At 38.6% G+C, this 22107-nt stretch carries 14 protein-coding genes and 1 tRNA gene; 8 read left to right on the top strand and 7 right to left on the bottom strand.

The window, feature by feature from the left end; translation table 11 throughout:
* Positions 1–53: 53 nt before the first annotated feature.
* Together ACN9MR_RS06910 and ACN9MR_RS06905 are read left to right on the top strand one after the other, a co-directional pair.
* The gene (locus ACN9MR_RS06910) at positions 54–1997 is read left to right on the top strand and encodes an LTA synthase family protein (RefSeq protein WP_426328879.1); all 1944 of its coding nucleotides are present in this window, start codon (positions 54–56) and stop codon (positions 1995–1997) included.
* Between the two features lie 11 nt (positions 1998–2008).
* Complete coding sequence (locus ACN9MR_RS06905; RefSeq protein WP_215126174.1) at positions 2009–2374, top strand: helix-turn-helix domain-containing protein; 366 nt, start codon at positions 2009–2011, stop codon at positions 2372–2374.
* A 168-nt stretch (positions 2375–2542) separates the two neighbouring features.
* Here the strand turns inward: ACN9MR_RS06905 and ACN9MR_RS06900 are convergent, their stop codons facing one another.
* Entirely contained in the window at positions 2543–3037 is a 495-nt protein-coding gene (locus ACN9MR_RS06900) for an SRPBCC family protein (protein WP_426328878.1), read from the bottom strand.
* 180 nt (positions 3038–3217) lie between these two features.
* Between ACN9MR_RS06900 and ACN9MR_RS06895 the strand changes: the two genes are divergently transcribed.
* Positions 3218–4198, top strand: a complete 981-nt coding sequence (locus tag ACN9MR_RS06895) for a GlxA family transcriptional regulator (RefSeq protein ID WP_426328876.1) — start codon at positions 3218–3220, stop codon at positions 4196–4198.
* A gap of 114 nt (positions 4199–4312) precedes the next feature.
* On the opposite strand, the gene ACN9MR_RS06890 is transcribed toward ACN9MR_RS06895, so the two are convergent.
* From ACN9MR_RS06890 to ACN9MR_RS06865, 6 genes are all read right to left on the bottom strand, one after another.
* On the bottom strand, positions 4313–4762 hold the full coding sequence (locus tag ACN9MR_RS06890; protein WP_426328875.1) for a DUF1569 domain-containing protein: 450 nt from the start codon (positions 4760–4762) through the stop codon (positions 4313–4315).
* Complete coding sequence (locus ACN9MR_RS06885) at positions 4746–5180, bottom strand: VOC family protein (RefSeq protein WP_057934711.1); 435 nt, start codon at positions 5178–5180, stop codon at positions 4746–4748. The genes ACN9MR_RS06890 and ACN9MR_RS06885 overlap by 17 nt, the downstream gene beginning before the upstream one ends.
* 73 nt (positions 5181–5253) lie before the next feature.
* On the bottom strand, positions 5254–5676 hold the full coding sequence (locus ACN9MR_RS06880; RefSeq protein WP_426328874.1) for a helix-turn-helix domain-containing protein: 423 nt from the start codon (positions 5674–5676) through the stop codon (positions 5254–5256).
* A gap of 342 nt (positions 5677–6018) precedes the next feature.
* A complete protein-coding gene (locus ACN9MR_RS06875) occupies positions 6019–6705 on the bottom strand; it encodes a hypothetical protein (RefSeq protein WP_426328873.1) in 687 nt (228 codons plus the stop codon).
* On the bottom strand, positions 6702–13316 hold the full coding sequence (locus ACN9MR_RS06870; RefSeq protein WP_426328872.1) for an IPT/TIG domain-containing protein: 6615 nt from the start codon (positions 13314–13316) through the stop codon (positions 6702–6704). Before ACN9MR_RS06870 ends, ACN9MR_RS06875 begins: the two co-directional genes overlap by 4 nt.
* Before the next feature lie 858 nt (positions 13317–14174).
* Positions 14175–14247, bottom strand: a tRNA-Lys gene (locus ACN9MR_RS06865).
* A gap of 1006 nt (positions 14248–15253) precedes the next feature.
* Here ACN9MR_RS06865 and ACN9MR_RS06860 point away from each other — a divergent pair.
* The 5 genes from ACN9MR_RS06860 (at position 15254) to ACN9MR_RS06840 (ending at position 21793) form a co-directional block, all read left to right on the top strand.
* Positions 15254–16132, top strand: coding sequence for a helix-turn-helix domain-containing protein (locus tag ACN9MR_RS06860; protein ID WP_426328871.1), 879 nt, complete (start codon positions 15254–15256; stop codon positions 16130–16132).
* Positions 16133–16569: 437 nt separating this feature from the next.
* Complete coding sequence (locus tag ACN9MR_RS06855; RefSeq protein ID WP_426328870.1) at positions 16570–17106, top strand: hypothetical protein; 537 nt, start codon at positions 16570–16572, stop codon at positions 17104–17106.
* A gap of 91 nt (positions 17107–17197) precedes the next feature.
* Positions 17198–17992, top strand: a complete 795-nt coding sequence (locus tag ACN9MR_RS06850; RefSeq protein ID WP_426328869.1) for a fimbrial biogenesis chaperone — start codon at positions 17198–17200, stop codon at positions 17990–17992.
* Positions 17985–18998 (top strand): hypothetical protein, encoded by a 1014-nt coding sequence (locus ACN9MR_RS06845; RefSeq protein ID WP_426328867.1) that lies wholly within the window; start codon positions 17985–17987, stop codon positions 18996–18998. The genes ACN9MR_RS06850 and ACN9MR_RS06845 overlap by 8 nt, the downstream gene beginning before the upstream one ends.
* A 68-nt stretch (positions 18999–19066) precedes the next feature.
* The gene (locus ACN9MR_RS06840) at positions 19067–21793 is read left to right on the top strand and encodes an MSCRAMM family protein (RefSeq protein WP_426328866.1); all 2727 of its coding nucleotides are present in this window, start codon (positions 19067–19069) and stop codon (positions 21791–21793) included.
* Positions 21794–22107 lie beyond the last annotated feature (314 nt).

Raw genomic sequence — 22107 nt, 5'->3', positions numbered from 1 at the left:
TGATTACATAAAGTGTGGCAAGAAAAGTTCAAGCTTCGGATTCACCATTAACCATGAGCATTAAAGAAAAAACAAATAAATTACTCCAGCATAGATTTGGACCAGTTTTTTTAGTTACAATACTATTATCTACCATATCTCTAATCACGAGGCTCTCTTTATTAATTTATAGTGCATCTTCTGTTGATTGGTCGATATTTAATCTACTTAAAATTCTGGTTATTGGTCTGTTTTATGACCTTGCTGCTGCATCTTTTGCGGTAATCCCGCTTGTAATTTACCTATGGCTGCTTCCTTCTAAATGGTATGCCAGCAAATTGAACAAGATTTTGTTGTTCATTTATTTCTTCTTTGTTGTTTTTACGCTAATTTTCAATGCCATTTCAGAATGGTTCTTCTGGGAGGAATTTTCAGTCCGCTATAACTTTATAGCTGTAGATTACCTGGTGTATACCACAGAGGTTATTGGGAATATCCGCCAATCATACCCGATCAACAGCATTATGGTGGGTTTGGTAATCGTCACAACCCTAATCGTTTATCTTTTAAGAAAACCTATTACAACATCTACAACTAATAAAACCAGTTTCGGCAAACGAACGATAATTGCGTTGATTCTTTTGTGCCTGCCTGTTCTTACTTATTTTGGGGTAAGCCATAGATGGAAATACCATAGTAAAAATCAATATGTAAATGAACTTTCGGGCAATGGCATGTACGATTTTGGATTTGCCTTTTGGAACAATCAGCTCGATTACAATACTTTTTACAAAATCCTCCCGATTAAAAATGCCGAATCTATTCTGAGCAATTTGCTTCAACAAGATTCTACCGCCAAAAACGGAGCATTTAAAAATACATACAGAGCCATCAATAACACCGGCATCGAAAACAAAATGAATGTGGTGCTGATTAGCGTAGAGAGTTTAAGCGCTGAGTTTTTATCGGCATTTGGCAATACACAGCACATAACCCCGCAACTCGATTCGTTGGCAAAAGAAGGTTTGCTATTTAATAATTTATACGCTTCGGGAACGCGTACGGTTCGTGGTTTGGAAGCACTTTCACTTTGCATCCCACCTACCCCTGGACAATCGATCGTAAAACGGCCTGATAATAAAAACCTGTTCACTTTAGGTAGCATATTCCGTTCGAAAGGCTACAACAGCAGATTTATTTATGGTGGTTATGGCTATTTCGATAACATGAACGAGTTCTTTTCGAACAATGGCTATCAGGTAACAGATAGAAGTGCGCTTCAGGATTCAGAAATCCATTATTCTAATATCTGGGGTGTTGCTGATGAAGATTTATTTACGCTTTCGTTACGCGAACTGGATAAAGATTATAAAGATAGGAAACCATTCTTCGCACAGATTATGACGGTTTCGAACCACCGTCCGTATACCTATCCCGAAGGAAGGATTGATATTCCATCACATACCGGCAGAGAGGGGGCGGTTAAGTACACCGATTACGCTATTGGTAAATTTATACGCGAAGCAAAACAAAAACCCTGGTTTTCAAATACCTTATTCGTTATTGTTGCTGATCATTGTGCTTCGAGTGCTGGTAAGGTACAGTTACCGGTAGATAAATATCATATTCCCATGATTTTTTATAGTCCGGGGCATATTGCACCAGGCAAATTCGAGAAACTCACCGCACAGATTGATATCGGTCCCACCATTTTAGGTTACCTGAATTTCAGTTACGACAGTAAGTTTTTCGGTCAGGATGTATTTAAAATGAAAGATAACGAACAAAGGGCATTTATAAGCACCTACCAGAGTTTAGGCTACATTAAAAATAATAAGCTGGTTATTCTCGATCCGAATAAAAAAGCAGCTACTTACAAACCTGATTTTACTAACGGAAATGCTGTAGCCATACCAGCAGATCAGAAATTGATTAATGAGGCTATATCCAATTACCAGATGGCATCGTACCTCTATCAAAATGGTTTGTACGGTTTTGAGTCTAAAAAGAAACCCTAATAAATTTAACCATGAGCATAAATATCGGGTTACTGATCTGGAAAGAGATGAAGGCAAAATCGATGAGTAGAAATCAACTTGCCGAGAAAATAAGCGTTAGTAAACACCGGGTAGATACTTTACTTAAATCGGCCTCGGTAGATACCAATTTATTAACAAAGATCTCTATAGTACTTGGTATTAATTTTTTCGAATACTACCGTAAAGATGAAGATCTGGCTCAATTTGAGATCGATATCCTTGCCCAAAGTGATGAGGAGCTTAATGAGCTTAAAAATTTAATCAAAGAAAAAAATAAATTGCTCGAACTTTACGAAGAAACCATTAAAAGCCAAAAGAAGATTATTGGCACACTTGAAAATCTTCGGAAACACTAACAATAAATTTAATGCATGTATTAACTGCAGTGGCCGCCCCATAATTATAGACTGTCATCCTGAGCCTGTCGAAGGACTAGCTTAAATAGTTTTAACAGAGCGTTTCGACAAGCTCACCGTGACAATGCGGATCGAATTTAACTTTTTGATCGGCCTCTGCAGTTATGATCAGGCTTCCAGTTTCCACTTTTTTGCCAATTCGGTATTAAATCCATCGTTTTCTTTAGGATTTGGCTCCCCTTTTCCTGTGGTAATCAACTTGTACAAACTTTCTTTAATATAGTTAGTCCAGGCTTCCCTACAAATTTCATAACATTCGTACTGCGGTACCAGGCCTTCGTGTGTAAAAGTTACAGCGGTTTGTTCGCCCTTTTTAGTAATATCGAAAACCAATTTCGTACCAATCCATTCGCTTTTATCGGTTGTAAACTTAAAGTAGTTATCCAATATCAACCAAACTACTTTTTGATCCGGAATCATTTCTACCAATTTCATTTTACAGTAATGAATATCTCTATAATGATAAACAGATTCGGCGTTAATAATATCGGTATCTCCTTCAATAGCTTCCGACCACCATCCGCTAACATTGGTAATTGCATTAAATGCTTCATTCGGACTTTGATCTACCAAAATGGTGGCTGTAAAATCTTGCTTTTCCATGGTTCTGCTGTTATTTAAATTTAAGATTGATTAGAACAAAACAAAGTTAACTGCAATATGCGCTGCAAGCAGGGTGTAAAATAGACATTGTAGCGGGTTGATTTGGACAGCTTTAAGTTTTATCTTTACTACAGAAAATCAGCAGATCGATGCTAAACCAATAGAAGTAAAACCATTAAGATGAAACACATTACCATCCTTGTACCCGACGGCCCGAACAACTTAAGTAGTATTGTTGGTTCTTACAAAATACTAAGCAGGGCTAATGCCTACTGGCAGGAAAACGGAAAAACACAGTTATTCAAAATTGAGTTGGCAGGTATTTCCAAAGCGGTCGATTTTTATGATGGTTTGTTTTCGGTGAAACCGCATAGGCATATTTCAACTATTACCAAAACCGACCTTGTAATTATCCCCTCTTTAAACCACAACTACCAACAGGCAATGGAAGGGAACAAAGAACTGATTGGATGGATTGCCGCACAGTATAAAAACGGTGCTGAAATAGCGAGTGTTTGCACTGGTGCATACCTATTGGCATCAACTGGTTTATTAGACGGTAAAACCTGTTCTACTCACTGGATTGCAGCTGATAATTTCAGTAAAATGTTCCCAAAGGTAAATTTACAACCCGATAAACTGATTACTGATGAAAATGGCATTTACACCAATGGTGGAGCATATTCTTTCTTAAATCTCCTTCTTTATCTGGTTGAAAAATACTTCGATAGACAAACCGCTATTTTCTGTTCAAAGGTTTTCCAGATCGAGATGGACAGGCAAAGCCAATCGACGTTTATTATTTTTAAAGGACAAAAACTACATGGGGATGAAATGGTAAAAGAAGCGCAATGTTATATCGAAAACCACTTGCAACAAAAAATATCTGTAGAAGACTTATCGACCAGATTTGCAGTTGGCAGGAGAAGTTTTGATAGAAGATTTATCAAGGCAACTGGAAACACACCAATAGAATATTTGCAACGCGCTAAAATAGAATCGGCTAAAAAGGCTTTAGAAACCACCAGAAAAACCGTTAACGAAGTAATGTATGAGGTAGGTTATGCCGACGTAAAAGCCTTTAGAGAGGTATTTCGGAAAATTACAGGAGTTTCTCCACTGGAATATCGAAATCGGTACAACAAGGAATTGGTAATGTAAAATCATCAGGCAAATACGCTCCTGATGATTCATATGTACTTTATAAATTATATCAGCCTCAACCAGCGTTATCCATTCAGCTTTATAAGCTTAAAACCTATCGGACAGCAGAAGTTAAACGCCAAACTGCCTTAAATGATGATCGGCGTGTTTATAAGAAAAAACACCGATCTGGTCTTTTGTCATCTTGCCAAAAAAATCGTGGACAAAATCAGGGTTATCATAGTTTTCAAATTCCTCGATGCATTTGATCAGAATCATTTGCTGTTGTTTCAGGTCTCCTTCTTTTTCTTTAATAGCAAACTCCCCTGCAGGCATATTTTTACCTATCGGTTTATCATCTTTGGTATTGCTTTTAAGCGCTATCCGGCCGAATAGCTTACCTAAAAAATCGACTTTGTAAACCGGTTTATTTTTACCTAAAACCCATTCGAACCAGATGGTACAATGTTTTGCCATTTGGTAAACATTCATTTTACCCCAAAGCCTGTTGCTGTTTTCGGTTAGTAAATTAACCCTATCAATTAATTCACTTCTTGTCGATGGCTCAAATACTGTTTTCATTACCAAAATTGTTTAGCGGTTGCAATGAAAAATAGTTTCCCGAATCGTCTTTAAATAAAGCCTCAGTTCCATAAAACTCTTTGGTAGGCGCTTTTATAAATTCAACCCCCTTGGCTTTTAACTCTTCGTAGGTTGCAAAAATGTCGTTGCAGGTAAGTACGCCACAACCGAAAATCCCTTTTTTGATCAATCCTATTAATGTTTCTGCTACATCCTTTGGAAACATTTTACTAACCGTAACAGGGAACAACACCAGCTGCAGGTCAGGCTGCTCTGGTGGCGACACGGTTAGCCAACGGCTTTCTGGCCCCATCGGGATATCATCTACCAGTTTAAAGCCCAATTTGTTTACGTAAAAGTCATAAGCACTATCCTGGTTCAGGACGTGAATGTTTGTGATGGTCATTTTGGTAATCATGGTTCTCAGTTTAATTTTATAAATGTTGAACCAAATTTCAGCAATGATTTAAATAATCACTTCTCCATAATTGCTATTCTTCTAACCAGCCATGTTGCAAGGCAAAGCAACTGGGTACGAAAGAAACTGGCGATTTTTTAATGGCTAACTTTAATTGTTGCATCTGTGCCTGATAACTTGAAGGTGATATACCTACGTTGCGTTTAAAAAGTCCGCTAAACGAAGTTAAGCTATCAAATCCTACTAAGAAGCAGGTTTCAGAAACGCTTTTATCTTCGCGCAATAGCTGCTGGGCTTTTTCAATTCTTACCCATGTAAGATATTGATGCGGTGTTTTAGCATAAATGGCTTTGAAAAGCCTGGTGAAATGAAATTTAGAAAAACAGGCTTCATCAGAAATGTAACTAAGATCTATTCTTTCAGCATAATTTTTATCGATGAAAAGTTTTGCCTGAACAATCCGTCGATATAGGTAAACTTTTGGATATTGCTCCATAATCGGTAAACGGTCTAATTTTTCGGTTTTAGAAAGTTACGAATAATTTTAAGCTCGGCTGGATACAAATGATGAAAATAAAGGATTTGGCAGGTATTGTTAAATAAGGTGCCCCTCAGTTCGTACTATCCTATATCTATTAATTTAGGTGTGTCTATAAAAGCAAGCCCCTGTCAATCTAAGCCTACAGGGGCTTGCTGTCTTATTAAAAGACCTTTAAGTGCCGTTTAATTCCCAGTGAAATTCAGAAGCTAGTTCTTATTCCAGCTTTTTCTCTTCCCTGGTTGTTTATTGGATATGCCCCTGGATAAATATCCGGCATTTGTTACTTCTTTACTGCTCCTAATTTGCCTTAAACTGGAATATTCCAGAATCTGAGGTATTACCTGCTAAATCTTTCGTGATCACCTTCCAGTAGTAAGTTGTACCTGAAGTTACTGCTATACTGTTCAAAAATTTATCGGTAATACTGGTTTTATAGAATGGCGGTGTACTGCTTGTACCAAAATATACATCGTAGCCCGAAATGTCATTATCCGGATCGCTTGCTGTCCAAGTTAGGTTAACCGTGCCAGATGCAGTGCCTTGCCCGAAAATATTAGAAAGATTGTCGGCGGGAAACGGAGGATGGGAAACACTACCTGTACCTGCACTATAAAACTTCCACACCTCACTCTTAGCCGTTGTTGATAATGCACTAGCTTTTGACAAAACATACCAAGAATAAGGCATATCCCGATCAAGGTTTACCGATAACTGATTGGTAGAAGTCGTTACTGTAGTAACAGCATTTGTCAGCAAGTTTTTGATGTTTATCTCATAATTATCAGTATTGCTTGCGCTGTTCCAGGTAAAGGTTATGGTACTTTGAGTGGTTGATATAACAGTTCCGGACGTACATACTGAGTTTTGAGCAGGATAGGTAAGTACTGCAGGTTGGGGGTCAGGTTTAATATATGTAGTGTCTTTTTTGCTACAACTAGTAAATAAGGCAGCAGTTATTAATATAATGGCGATGTACTTTCTCATAATTTCACAACTTTAAGTGTTTTTTCACTTTGACCGGTTTTCACCTTAAGCAGATAAACTCCAGGAGTAAGATTCTGAGGTTCGATTGGCACCGTCCCAGAAGTATTGGTAAACTGTTTGCTATAGACCTTTCCACCGGTAATTTTAAATAATTCAATGGTTGCCAAAGGAACCTCCTCATTGCCCAGATTTACATTAAATATTGATGTAAACGGATTTGGATAGGCCAGAATTCCGGTTGAAAGATCGAAACGTTTTTGATAAATGCCCTGACAAGATTTATCTGTAGCAACGGTTACATCGTTTGCACCATTTCTCAGGCTAAGTGTGATATTACCTGCTGTAGTTGTAGTGGTTACCCCGTTCAGAGTAACATAATAAGTACTACTACCATCTAAGGTAAGGTTTAAGCTCTGTGCAGTATTATTAACAGCGGCATATACAGCCAAACTTTTAGGTTCGGTTATTACTACATTAAAACACTGCTGATAACTGCTTTGGCCGCCAATGGTAAAGCAAACATTATAAGTGCCCGATGCCAGATTGTTAATACTGGTTGTGCTGGTAAAAGGATAGGTAGCATTTACACTTCCTCCAGTTATCGTGGCAGTATAATTCAAACTTTGTGCAGCATTAATCATAATTGTACCATTGGCTGATCCGTGACAAGTAGCACTATTAGCCGTTATCGTAAAGTTAGAAGCGGGCAATGCAAATGTTGAGGTAACTACCGTAGCCGCCGATGTTTTACTCACTCCGGCCAACGTTATAGTAACAGTGTATGCCCCGCTTTGGCTGGCTGTATAAGTACCCGAAGTTGCCCCTACAATGTTAACCCCATCCTTCATCCATTGGTAGATATAGCCAGCTTCCGAATTTGCCGTTAACAATACACTACCCCCTGGATAAAATTCAAGCGGCCCTGAAGCCGTGATGATTGGTATAGGCAAAACGGTAACCCGTTCAGTAAAGGTTGAAGTACCTGCTATATTAGTTACCGATAACGTTCCGCTTATTCCCAAAAAGGTTGCTGCGATCTGTGTATCAGACTTAACCATAAACGACACCGCAGACACACCCGCTATAGATACATGAGTAGTTTTGGTAAAGTTACTTCCCGATATTAGTAATTGCCCAGTACCATCTGTTGCTGCTACTGCTGATGTAATAACCGGAGGGCTTACAAAAACGAAACCTGGAAACGAATCTTGGCCATTCGGAGTTTGAACAGTGACGCTGCCACTCTCTCCCTCACCAACAATTGCTATAATAGTTTGAGGTGAAACTATCCTAAATGATTTTGCAGCCTTAGTACCAAAATTCACAACCGATGTTTGGTCAAAATATTTACCGACAATATAAACAGTTGAGTCTTTTGCTGCAATAAGAGGAGATACTGAGGTTATTTGCGGTATAGGTATAGGGCCATTATTATAAATCGTTATTTTATTTTTTATAGGGTCTAGAACCACAAGATCATTCCTGCCATCGCCATCCATATCACATACTTTATAATTATTTAAATTATCGTTAGTACCTGAAATTAGTTGAACAGGCGTTGCAAACAGAATATTGCCAACACTAGATAAATTACGCGAATAGCTAATAGTAGAATTTACCCCTCCCGTTACATCTATCTTACCGTCTCCATCAACATCAGCCAAACCGTTTCGATATTTCAGTCCCGTATTCGAAAACACTTGAGGTGTTTCGAGCGACGAGGTGGTAATCGTTCCCTTTGTTGCTATATTTCTTGAAACCAGAAATACATTGCCAGCATTATAGCCATAATCATTTTCAAGCACATCCACTTTATTATCTCCATCAAAATCGGCAGACATTAAAGTTGAAGGATAATAACTCGAGTGCTGGATATACGTAGTTGGAAACAGTTGAGGATTTAAACTACCTGGCACCGTATTATTTTTAAATATTGTAAATCCATTATAAGAACTTCCATATATAGGATCAGGCATATTGTCACCATCAATATCGGTTAAGCTAAATGAAATATTGCTGCTCGAGGGGATATTTTGAAAGTATCCTGCGGTACCAAAAGATATAGTGGACCCCCTTGAAGTATTAGGATAATAGGTTCCATCTGTACCTGAAAATAAATCTGGTCTGCCATCCATATCGATGTCTCTAAGCGTCATACCCGAGTATGAACTGTTTAATGACTCAAATGCAGTTGTGCTAAAAGATATGTTACCCCCGGTTGATGTATTATGTAAAAAAACAATGCTAAGTCCTGTACCAAATAAAATATCGGGTCTTCCATCTCCGTCTACATCATCTACTACCATGTTTATCACTTGTTTCCCGCTCATTAAATTAACTTTTTGAGTAAACGATGATCCGGACAATACTTTATCGCTACCATGTAAAAGGACATATAGCGAATCGTTTTTTGCAATTAAAAAATCAGGAGTGCCGTCCCCGTCAAAATCTTTAGTAGCTATTGAAGAAACTGCAGCGTTGAAATTTATATCGTGCTTGTTCGAATAGCCCGAAAAGGTGGCTGTAGTGGTAACCAAAAATGGCAAGTTCGAATATCCGGTTAACCCTTTATCTATATTGGTTACTGTAACTAAATTATTTGCGCCGGCCGGTACCACAACATCTAATTTCGTTTTGGTTGCATTAGTAACCTGGGCTTTAACGGGGCCAAAATAAACCACGTTTTTTTCAGGTACGGTATTAAAGTTATCTCCCATTATACTTAATGCTGTTCCAACCGGTCCAGATGTTTGTGAAAATGAAAGTACAACAGGCGGCTTACTATATAAAAATCCGGCTATTGCTCCAGATCCACCATCACCCGTAACAGTAATCAATCCGGTTTCACCTAAACCGGGTATTGCCTGAATACTGGTAGGTGAATTTACGATAAATGAACTTGCTTCCACACTACCAAATTTCACACTGGTAACATTAGTAAAATTAGCCCCGATAATTTTGACTTCTGCCGTAGCGCCTTCACCAGTTGTTGTAAATGAAGTGATTACCGGAGCAGGCAAAAAAATGAACCCCTGAAAAGAAGCAGTTCCCCCGGAATTTGTTACTATAATGGCTCCACTTGAGGCATTTGCAGGCGTGACTTTAATCTGAGTTGGTGATACCACTGTAAATCCAACCGTAGATGAGCCAAATTTAACCTGTGTTATTCCATTAAAATTACTCCCCGTTATAGTAACTGGAGTTTGCCCATTCGCAATGAGCGGGCTTACACTGGTGATGATTGGGGCAGGATACCAGGTAAAACCATCCATCTGCGCAGTACCTGCAATAGTTGTTAGAGAGATTTTGCCACTGGCTCCTGCATTTACTGTAACCATCACCACATTGTTAGTTACGCTGGTTATTGTTGCCTCAATACCACCTATCGTTACTGCCGATGTAGTGATAAGATTTGAACCATTGATAGATACAGATGTTCCTAAACCACCTGATGTAGGGGTAAATGAATATATTGATGGTGGAGGCAAGAATGTAAAACCAGCTATACTTGCCGTTCCTTCAGTACCGGCAATATTTACATTGCCAGTATTGCCTGTTCCAACTGTAGCCGTTATTGTGGTTGAGGAGACAACAGAAAAAGAAGCTGCATTAACACCTCCAAAGTTTACTGATTGTATACCGTCAAGATTGTTGCCGGTAATGGTAACTGTTTGGCCGGCAGCAGCTATTAGCGGGCTAATGCTTTGTATAACCGGTGAATTATAAATAAATCCATCTATTGAAGCGCTTCCCTCAACTGTACTCACGCTGATACTACCGCTCACAACGGTATTATTGATGTAAACGAAAATGGTAGTAGGTGAAACTGTAGAATATGAAACCGCAACACCTCCAATTTTCACTCCGGTAACACCAATAAAATTCGTTCCGGTAATGGTTACCTGTCCACCACTTTTTTGTGCAGCAGGAGAAAACGTTGTAATTGTTGGTGGCTTAACCCATACAAAGCCTGATCTAGCATCCTGACCGAGTGGCGTTACAACTACCACATCGCCCGATGCAGATTCAGCTGGCATAGCACTTATAGAAGTTGGTGACAATACTGTAAATGATCTGGCTGGCACTCCTCCAAAACGCACAGCGGTAGCATTTGTAAAATTTACACCAGTAATTGTTACTGGTGATGTTGACAATGTACCGGCATACTGTGGATTAAAAAAAGAGATCGATGGACCTGGATGGGTAAACCCAGGTGCTGAAATCCGTCCCAAAGGCGTTACTACCGTTACACTTCCTGATTTCCCTAAATCAACAACAGCAGTAATTTGAGTTGATGAATTGACAATAAACGAAGTGGCAGCAATACCCCCAAAATAAACATCGGAAGCATTTGTAAAGTTATTCCCAGTAATAACAACAGTTTGACCAGCACCAGTGCTTGTTGGTGTAAACGAAGTAATAGCCGGCCCCAAATAACTAAAACCAGGTAAACTTGCAGAACCACCTGGCGAACTAACACCAATAGCACCGCTCGCCCCAGCACCAACAGTTGCCTTTATTGAGGTGGGCGATAAAATGGTAAATAACGAATTAACACCACCAATTGTTACCGTACTTACTTCTGTTAAATCTGTACCACTAATCGTAATAAAATCTCCACTAGCCGCAGTTGTTGGTGTAAAAGCGGTAACAGTTGGAGCTGCCACCCAGATAAATCCTGGCATAGATGCCGTTCCGTAGGTATTTGTAACGGTTACATTACCCGATGAAGCACCACTGCCAACGTAAGCCAAAATCTGGTTACTGCTATTATAACCTATATTGGCCGGCACACCACCTATAATTACCTGTGAATTACTTAAATTAGATCCAATGATTGTAATTGAGCTATTTAATCCTCCTTTAAGTGGATATACCTGAGAAATAGCCGGAGGTAAAATATAAATAAAATTACTATATATTGCTTTTCCTCCGGGTGTAGTTACAGTAATGCCATTACCTGAGCCAGCGGCAATTACAGCCTTGATGGTTGTTGGAGAAACCACTGTAAATGAACTTGCAGGAGTGTTTCCAAAACTTACATTTGTTGCATTACTAAAATTACTACCGGTTATCGTTATATTATCACCTGTACCACCACTATAGGGAGATACGGTATTAATACTTGGAGTAGCAATATAAGTAAAGCCAGGAAAATTTGCACTTCCAGCAGGGGCATAAACAGTCACCGACCCCGATCCCCCACTATTTCCTACTACTGCATTTATTTGTGTTGGCGAAACGATTGTAAACGAAGCGGCATAATATCCTCCAAAATTAACCTGAGATACTCCGCTAAAATTTGTACCTGTAATCGTTATAAGACTACCTGCTGCCCCGCTAGAAGAAGAGATCGCTGTAATAGTAGGTGGAGGGATAAAGGTAAATCCTGATAAACTGGCTGTTCCGTACGGATTAGTTACCGTAACATCTCCTGATATTGAGCTACCAGCAGCAACAGTTGCAGAAAGGCTGGTTGGAGATGTTAAATAAAAACTTGAAGCGGGCTTTCCACCTATACTTACCGCAGTTGTGCCTGTAAAATAACTTCCTGTAATGGTAACTCCTTGCCCTGTATATGCTGATGTTGGTGAAAAGGAAGTAATTACTGGCGGTTCTGTAGAAACAGCGACCGTGAGATTTAAATTATAGGTGCTTATTCCGACTTCGTTTGATGCGGAAATTTTATAATTAGTGGCAGTAGAAAGTGCCTTTGGTGTACCAGTTATAGTACCATCGGTACGCAACGAGAGCCCCGCTGGTAATGTTGGGGTGACGGTAAAGCCCGTTGTTAAGATCTTATAAAGACCTGCTCCGAAATATACAATATTATCATCCTCATCAAGTATGAAGTTGTTATAATAGTCTTGAGCTTTCGTTTGTCCGTTCGGATCATAATATACTGGTCCTCCAATGGTAACCACATCTGCAGAAGGACTTACACGACGAAACAATGAATTTCCATCCGCAACAATTAAATTTCCTTTCGAATCCATTTGCATCATGATTGGAGCCCAAAAAGAAGCAGATGGCCCGCTGCCGTCCACACTACCAAAGCTCGAGCCAGCAAAGGTTGTTACAACACCTTCCTGCGTGATTTTTCTAATCAAACTATTGCCCGATTCTAACGCATACATATTCCCGTCAGTAGCTACCGTTATGGCAACCACATTGTAAAATGAGGCCGCGGCACCTGTACCGTTTGCTTTTCCTGAAACTCCAGACTTGCCAGCCAGAAAAGAAACAGTACCATCGGTAGCAACTTTCATTATCCTGCCCGGCGCTTCGGCAACATAGATTATGCCATTCGCATCCATAGCAAGCGCCTTTGGCATAAACAGCCCTTGCGCATAAGTTGATACAACACCTGCTGGCGTTATTTTTCTTATTCTCCCATTTGTTTCATCCCTGCTATTACTTTCAGCCACATACAAATTTCCGGCATTATCTTTTATAATATCATTCATCTTACCAAACAGCGCAGACGTACCTACTCCATCGGCATAACCGTAAGTTATACTTCCAGCAAATACGGAAGAACTTCCATCCGGTTTTACACGGATTATTGAAGCGTATTGAATGCCATAAAAATCCCCCGAAGAAGATTTCACGAAATGATCAATAAACAATGGGTTTGATGAAAAAAGTTGATGGACTTGAGGGTATACTCTGGTTGGAACAGCTCCACCAGTATTTGTTACATTAATGGGAGTTATTTCTTTTTCAAGAAAAACTGTTTGTGGGCTTGTATAACTAATATTTGGCTTTTGTGCGTACGATCCGAACGATATTATCAAGAAAAAAAAAGGCAGAAAAAATTTAAATAGGCCAAAGTTACCCCACATTAAAAGCAATTGATTTCTACTTGCTTTTCCCAAGGGTTTTAAATTGAATTTTAGGCATTTATTTAGGCACATAACGAGGCGTTTTTGTTTGGTTAAGCTGCAGCCATCTCTATTCACCTGTAATAATGAATAAGAAATAACTAGCCAATTAAAATATAGTTCGATTATAACACTGAAAGGCGGAAGGCCGAATAAGTGTGAGAGGGTTCAGTGTAGAAAAAACATTATCGAGATTGTTAATTAATTAAGAAAAATTCATGCCTCACAAATTTAGCATAAATATTCATAGTCAAAAAAAAGTGATCGAGATTATCAAAACAAATAGCACTATCACTAAAAGTAATTTGGAAGATTAGTGTTCCAAAGTACAAAAAGACACCTCAGTTACCTGGTCTGAAATATAATCATGAGCAGTTATGGCTTCCTGCAAGTAGGATAAGAAATTAGATTTCTCAGAAAATACCCTATCAGAATGGTGGGTGCATCGCCCTTCTAAACTCAATTTTATATTCAAAATCCACTACTTTGTAACTTGGGGTTTAATCAACTTTATCCCACGAAACATGTGTAATTAACAGAGATGCACGCCAACAAAAAAACCTCACATTTCTGTGAGGCTTTCTGTGATCCCGCTGGGATTCGAACCCAGGACCACTACATTAAAAGTGTAATGCTCTACCAGCTGAGCTACGGAATCATTTTGTCCCTTTCGAGGCTGCGAAGTTAGAAATTAAATTCATTCCTGCAAAGAACAAAGTCAATCTATTTAATAAAAACTTAACCTTAACTAAATAGAACACGGTTAAATCTTTATGGCTCATACGGTTAAACCGCTATAAAAAATCATATTTTATCTGTTTTTTCACTACTTTTTCTGTAGAAATCAATAAATATCTCGAAAATCACTTTTTTAACGTTCAAAAAAAATATTTTGCTTCCTGTTTATTTTTTCAATTTGGCTACAGTGGCACAGCAAGCCAGTATCAATTCCAGCCAATACTGTATTCCTTTTAAACTTAATTCGCAAATAACATTGCGGTACAGGCAATACTAAAAACCAAAAGTACATTAAGCTTAACGTTGCATACGGCTGCAAGCGATTTCACATCTACCCAAGAAACTACCCCCCACCTAACCAGTCTTAACTTTAGCCGAACCGACAGCATAAAAAGCTGGGGTGGCAATACCTAAAAATATAAGTGAGTACAACATCATTGCTATTGCTGGCCATTAATGGGCGGAGATTAAAATATGAAGCATAAAAACTCTGATCCAGAAACAGATGGAAAATTTGGGTTAGACTTATTGGTAAAAAAGCGGTAAAGGTAGATTTCGATAAGCAGGTAATCATCATTCATGAGGCATTGCCTAAAAAGATAAAGGAATACCAAAAATTAAACTTACTACTCAGAATGAGGCGGTGTTATTTAAGCAACCTCGCTTGTAAACGCTAAAACGTATCTTATAATTTCCTGACTTAATCTGGCTATTCGGGCGTAATTCTTTTTGATGATCAGTTTGTTTCCTAAACTAAAATAAACAGTAGCTTAAAAATTATTGGGAAAAAGGCTTTGCTGCTAAAGCAACAGGCTGATTTATTTTAAATTTTAGGCATCAACCAAGCTTTTTATAGCTAGAAAACTATATATTAGCAATTGCCTGTCACTTTAAAAGTCTGGCACTTTACAAATTGTCATCTCATTATGAATATCAGGGAAAGGATAGATTTTATAACTAAAGATCATATCCATGTTTGCCGTTCAACCAACTTAAAATCTCATTTTAAGGATATCAGTAGCCTTAGGCGCTGGCCCTATTTTTTTGTACTTTTTTCCATTGGGAAACCTGCTTTGCATTGCATCGAAAATGAAAGAATCCTGATACCCCTCAATCATTTCCTTTTTATTGGACCAGATCGCTTTCATTCTTTTATTCCTGAGCAAGAGGGCGAATTTTGGGTTATATTTTTTGATTATGGCTTTTATGCGCGCACGCCAAATGATGCCTATTTTATACAGAATAATGCTCTTTTTTTTGATTTAAGTAAAATTTACATCAGCAAACCTTCAATCGATATCGGAGAATATGTTGAACTTCAAATGGTTTTTCTCGAAAACCTGACCAATCAACCCATGGTTCCCCTGATGAGCGACATCATACACAATGCGGTTCAGGCCATTCTTTTAAGATCTACTTTTCTCTCGCAGGGACTTCAAACTCCCGAAATCCACTACAATAATAACGAAGACCGTGATATTGCAAACCGATTTCGCGAACTGCTGCACATTCATTATCAAAAAGAAAAGAAGTTAGATTATTATGCCAACGCTTTAAAAACCACACCGAGAAAACTAAATCAAGCCATTACAAATATTTATGGCCGTTCTGCCAAACAGCTGGTAACTGAAAAGATTTTTGAGGAAGCTAAAAGTAAACTGGCCCATAGTGCACTTACCATAAAAGAAATTAGCTACAGTATGGGTTTTACAGAGGAAAATAATTTTAGCGCTTTTTTTACTAAACATTCTGGTTACAGTCCAAAAAAATACAGAAATCTTCAGTTAAGTATCCACGCTGGATAGAAATCTGTTCCTGTTTCTAAATTTATATTTCTTTTCTCTGGCCACAAAACTGGTTTAAAAAAATGAAAACTATCAGGCAAGTTTAGGCGTATTGTCTCATTATGCAATCGCTAAAAACAGCCAGAAACCTCCTCATATCGACTATCCAGACAGACAAGATGAAAATGTTTGACAATTATCAACATTAAAATATAAAAAATAAAACACTGATTATCAAATGATTACCTAAAAATAATAAAGATTCAGCCTTGTCTGTTTTTTTTAATATGTTTTTGGTTATTTTTCATATTTTCTCGATTCGGAATAGCGATACCTTTGCACTCCATTCAAACAGGAAAAGTAACATAAAATTTACAGACTGAAACAAGTCTTTCTTTTTGGTTGGTATAACAAAAATAGCATAAAATTTTAAAAAGCAAAATAATTAATCAAAGATCATGAAATCATTCCTTTTAAGTATCTCAGTAATCGCATTAACATTGGTTGGAAAAGTAGCCATTGCACAAACTGATAACGCAACACTTAATATCCGTCTTTACCCTATTCAAACCATTACTGTAAACACTACTCAAAAAACAGTAAACCTTGATTACAAAACTACTGCTGACTATACTGATGGAGTAAGTTTAGCAGAAGCCGATCACTTAACAGTTTACAGTACTGGTGCATTTGTCGTTAAAGTAAAATCAGCATCGGCTAACCTAACTGGCGCAAAAGCAAATATCGATGCGAATGATGTAACTATTAGTCCATTAGCTGGTACCAGTAACCAATTGGCTAACGCTACTTATACTCCACGTAACCTGAGCAATACAGACCAAATGATTATTTCGAGCAATACCGGAAGTGTGAACAAAAACTTTAACATTACCTATAAAGCTGCTGGTGCTCAGAAATACGTTGATAAATATTTCAAAACTGAAAACCCTACAGTATATACTACAACTGTGACCTATACTATTGAGGCAAACTAGTTATAAATAAATCTACACAGAGGCAATTTTGGGAGATACTCAAAGTTGCCTTTGTTGTATATTTGCCTTTCTAAAATCATCCGCCGCTGTTATGAAAAAAATATTTTGCTTTATGCCGCTTTTGATGTTAATGCTTTCCATTGTGGGGCATGCACAAACTGGCTTATCGGTAACTCCACCAAGGGTGTACTTCACAGTAGCTCCCGGAGAATCACAGCGTCAGAAAATTACGGTAAGTAATGTGAGCAAAACTTCTACACTGGATTTAAGCATTTCACTAAATGATTGGTCTTATGATGAAAAAGGGAACAATCTGATCCATAATGCAGGCAGTACGCCTACATCATGTGCAAAATGGGTAGCCATTCTTCCTTCATCGTTTTTTTCACTTGCACCGGGCGAACACCGCGATATTGAAGTTCAGCTTGCACCGCCAGCAAACTTAAAAGATAGCATCGCGGTGCATACGGCCATGCTTTATGTAAGTCAGCTTAATCCGGTTGATGATGTTAGCCAGAAAGGTACCAATATTAAAGTGGCTGTTCGTACCGGTATTAAATTATACCAAAGGCTTCCGATTAGTAGGAATGCAAATCTGGATATCGAAAATTTTGCAAAGGTTAAAGAAGAACTGGTACTAAAATTTGCCAATATTGGCAATGTTTGGGCTGATGGCACCGCCAGCTGCGAATTACTAAACAGGCAAACCGGAAAAAAAACGACCTTGAAAGACATTATTTTTTATTCTCTGCCAGGCAATAAACGCGATATTTATTTTACCCTTCCCCAAGCACTCGAAAAAGGGGAATACGTAGCTTCTGCCGTGTTAAATTATGGCGATGATGCCACCGTAAAACTAGCTGAACTCGAGTTTAAACATGAATAGAAACAGCATTTCGCTTACTGGTATTATTATTTTAATGGCTGGCCTTCTACAACAGGCTATGGCACAGCCACGGATTGCTGCCAGCAACCAAAATTACATGCAGGTAAGTTCTTCGCAAACACAGACCTTTAGCAATGCTTATCAGGTTCAGATTTCGCTCGAAGGAAATAACAAAACCTATCCTAATTGGAGCCTAGCTACAGTTTTAAATCAGCAGATTACCAATAGTGAGGGTAAAACCCTTCCATACAATAAAATTAAGTTAAAACTGAGCGCCATCAACGGTGCAACCTTTCAGCAGATCGGCAGTGGTACTACCCCTGTTCCATTAAATTCTCCTGGCATCCAAGCTTTATTGATCAGTTCTTCCAATTACCCTTTATCAAATCACCAGGATGAATTTTATAAAAACATTGTGATCACTATTGATGTGATCCTTGAGGGAGGTTCCTATCTTGATGCGCTAAAAACCTGGCAGGCCTATTCCATTAATCTGGCGTTTGTTCTGCTGGATAACAACGGAACAGAGCTTGGCCGCTCTAGCGCCGTAAATGGTATGCAGATCCGTCCGGATGGTAATTATACTACGCCGGCAAGTTATGGCATTCAGATTCAAAACAATGCCAGATCGGGATTGCTGGAATTGAAAACAATGGCCGATTATACCAATGGTGCTTCGGTTAGTTATACAGACGGACTAACCGTAACTGCAGCTACCCCTTATGCTATTCAGGTGAGAACCAGCAGTGCAAATTTCACCGCCGGTAACAATAGCATTCCAGTATCGGTCGTAAATTTACAGCTAAGCGCAGGCAGTTCTGCCGGAGCCACCGTAGCATTATCAGAAACCAGCCAGACTATTGGCACCGGCGGAAGCAGTACCACCAATGCCCAGGCTTACAGATACAATCTCCGCTATTTTACCAAAGCAAACGATAACAGGCTGATGAACGCGGTGCCCAATAATTATAGTGGCATATTAATCTACGAGATTATTCCACAGTAAATACTAAAATGGCATTTTTCCATCAAAGGATATTTTTATGGTGTAGCATTTTAGTGCTATGCTTTAATATGCCCTCTTTCGCACAAAACAGCAGCGAAATTAAGATCAGCACTGATAGCCTGATCAATATCGGCCGCGAAAAATTAATTTCCTTAAGTATCAGGATCGACAATAATAGCGATCAGGACTTTGAAGGCCATATTATGCCGGTTTTACCTAAAGGCTTTGGCCTGGTTGCCGACCAGCCCATTAAGGTGAAAGTTCAAAAAAAAGCACATACCTTTTACCCCTTTAAATTTCTTGTACTAAATAATGCTGATGCCAAAACGAATCAAATGGTATTTCAGCTCCACGACTTAAACAATGCTTTACGCGCCGAGGTTAAAACGAGCATTTCTATGCTGCCTTTACGCGCTACAGAGCTTATTGTACTTACACCAAGTATTCTTTTAAAACAGATCGGCGATTCGCTAACAGTTAACCTGCTCATCCGCAATGCTGGTAATCAGGTTGAAGAATTAAAACTGATCGCCTCTTTCCCCTCAGACAACGGGCAAGGTAAAAATGTTTTACAAAAAGATATCAAACTATCTCCGGGAATGGAGCAACAGATAAGTTTTGGAAAGATAATTAACCGTGAGCTGTACCAGCTCAACAACTTTTACGTCAACATTGCTGGTATTTACAAAAACGGCGAACTTTTTGGCAATGGTATCGCCTATGTGCAGAATGCGGCAGCCAACAGGCAATTTGTTAGTGCCGAAATGCCTCAGAATATATTAAACAGAAATTTAACCAATCAGATTTCGCTCAGTAGCCAAAACCTCTTTAGCGATTCGCAATCCTGGCAGCTTAATGGCACCGGAGCCACTCAATTGGGGCATGGTATACTCGGCTTTAGCGTAGATGCCTATCAATGGAACAGCCTAGCTAACCGCCCGCTCATTAGCAATACCTGGCTTAACTACGAAGGAGATAAAAAAGGGATCACTGTGGGAAATATTTCCGAAAATCTCGAAAGTTTTATTAACGGAAGGGGTGTAAAAATTTATACCCGGGCCGATGAAGACCGCCATGGTGTAGAAGCAGCATTTGTACAAAAGTCTTACAATCTGTTGGGTGACAATTTAAACTACGGGTATTCTGCTTATCTAAAAGCGAATGTAAAGGATACCAGTGGGCATGAACTCAGCAGTTCGTTTATTTTTGATTACGCTCCGTTAGAACAAAGCAGGAGTATTTTATCGGCCAATACGGTTTCTCTTCTAAACAAACGCAACGTCGTTATGAGTGTTAACATTGGTGGCGGCCTTTCTCAGGATCTTTTAAATCCTGATGACATTAAACCCTCTTTTGCGTTGGGCACCAATTTTAGCGGCAATTGGCAAAAATTAAATTTTAGCAGCAATAATTTCTTTTCTACTGCATATTACCCAGGTATACGCCGGGGCGTACTTCAGTTAAATGAGCGGATTAGCCGTTACTTTGGGAAACACAATGCATGGCTCGGTTTTAGCCTGTACAATTTTGATCCGGCCTATCAAAGAAATATATTCTTATTCCAACGAAACTATTCGTTACAGCGCATGGAGGCAGGTTGGGCAATTCCAGTTAAGGTAAACTTAAATTTAACGCTTACCGCTTCACGCGATCAGGAAAAATCAGATTACAACTTTTTGCAGACCGAAACCAACAAATTAACGGCATACCGCTTAAATGAATCCATTAACTGGCACAGCAGTGATTTTAGACAGAATATCTTTTTCTCAATGGATAATGGTTTTGGGCAAAATATGAATGGGAAAACCGAACTCCAGCTTCGCTTAAATGCCACATGGTCTAATAGCTGGATGAACCTTAATGCCTATCTACAAAAAGGAAGTTTTTTACTTGCCGAATCTTATAATACTGGATTAAAGGAGCAAGAGATATACCGGCTTAGCATCAGTCCATCGTTTCATCAATATTTCTTTAATAAAAAACTACGCGCAGAAGCAGGTTTAATTTTTTACCGCGATGCTTTTTTCGGCAATAATATTACTTATACCGGTAAAGCAGATTATAAAATTACGCCTAAAACAGCTTTCTACATCAGCTCTTACGCGTATCAGTACAGAACCAGTTTTGCAAATTCTTCATTTAGAAGCTTACAGGCAGGTATTACTCAAAAATTACCTGATCCAAGGCAGCATATTCCTGGTAAAAAAGGGAATATTACCATCTTAATTTATAAAGACAACAACCAGAATGGCATTTTCGACGCTGGTGATGAACCTGCAAATTCAGGCACCTTATTGGTCAACAAAATTATTTTCATTATCCCTGCTAACGGCACCATCCAATACAGTAAAGTACCTTATGGTGATTATAGTTTGAACATGCCTTTACAAAACGGATATCAGATTATGCCGATGCATATCACCATAGACCAAAAGAACATGAAAATTAATGTTCCGATGCAGAAAAGTGGAAATGTAACTGGCAGAATTGCCATTAATTTTAACGAAACCAGAAGTCTGCAGATCGACCCATCGCTGGCAGGTATCAATATTCTAATAAAAGGCAAGGATGGTATGATCAGAGCTGTTAAAACAGGCGAAGACGGAGACTATTCTGTTTATCTGCCAGAAGGTAATTATCAGGCTTATCCAGATGTGATGCAACTGCCAGAACATGTTTACTTTGACGGCGAACCAGCTTTGGTTACCGTAAAATCGGCAATAGCTACCATAATACCTACAATAACTTTAAAGGTTAAGGAAAAGAAGATTGAAATTAAGCGTTTTAAAAATTAAAACAAAAAAAAATCATATATCAGTTGAAGGATTGGTTTTTAGGGAACCCGGCGTTTGATATATGACTTTAAATATTTTCAGGTGTATTTACCTTTAGGAAATAACTCTGCAAAGATGGTTTATTTAAAACCTATCGAAACTTTTTTTACATCAACCCCTTATTTCTTTACACGAAACCCCAATGTTGAAATTCAATTTCAAGTTTTACAACAATTCCTTTCAGAAAATGTTTTAATGGGTAGATACATTTTGTAAAAATAAAATCAAGATCAGTCAAAACACCAATCAAAGCAAGTTTAACATTCCCAATAGTT

It is taken from the genome of Pedobacter sp. R-06 (assembly GCF_049913135.1).
In the GTDB taxonomy this organism is placed as follows: Bacteria; Bacteroidota; Bacteroidia; order Sphingobacteriales; family Sphingobacteriaceae; genus Pedobacter.
This window is presented reverse-complemented; position numbering and strand designations above follow the sequence as displayed.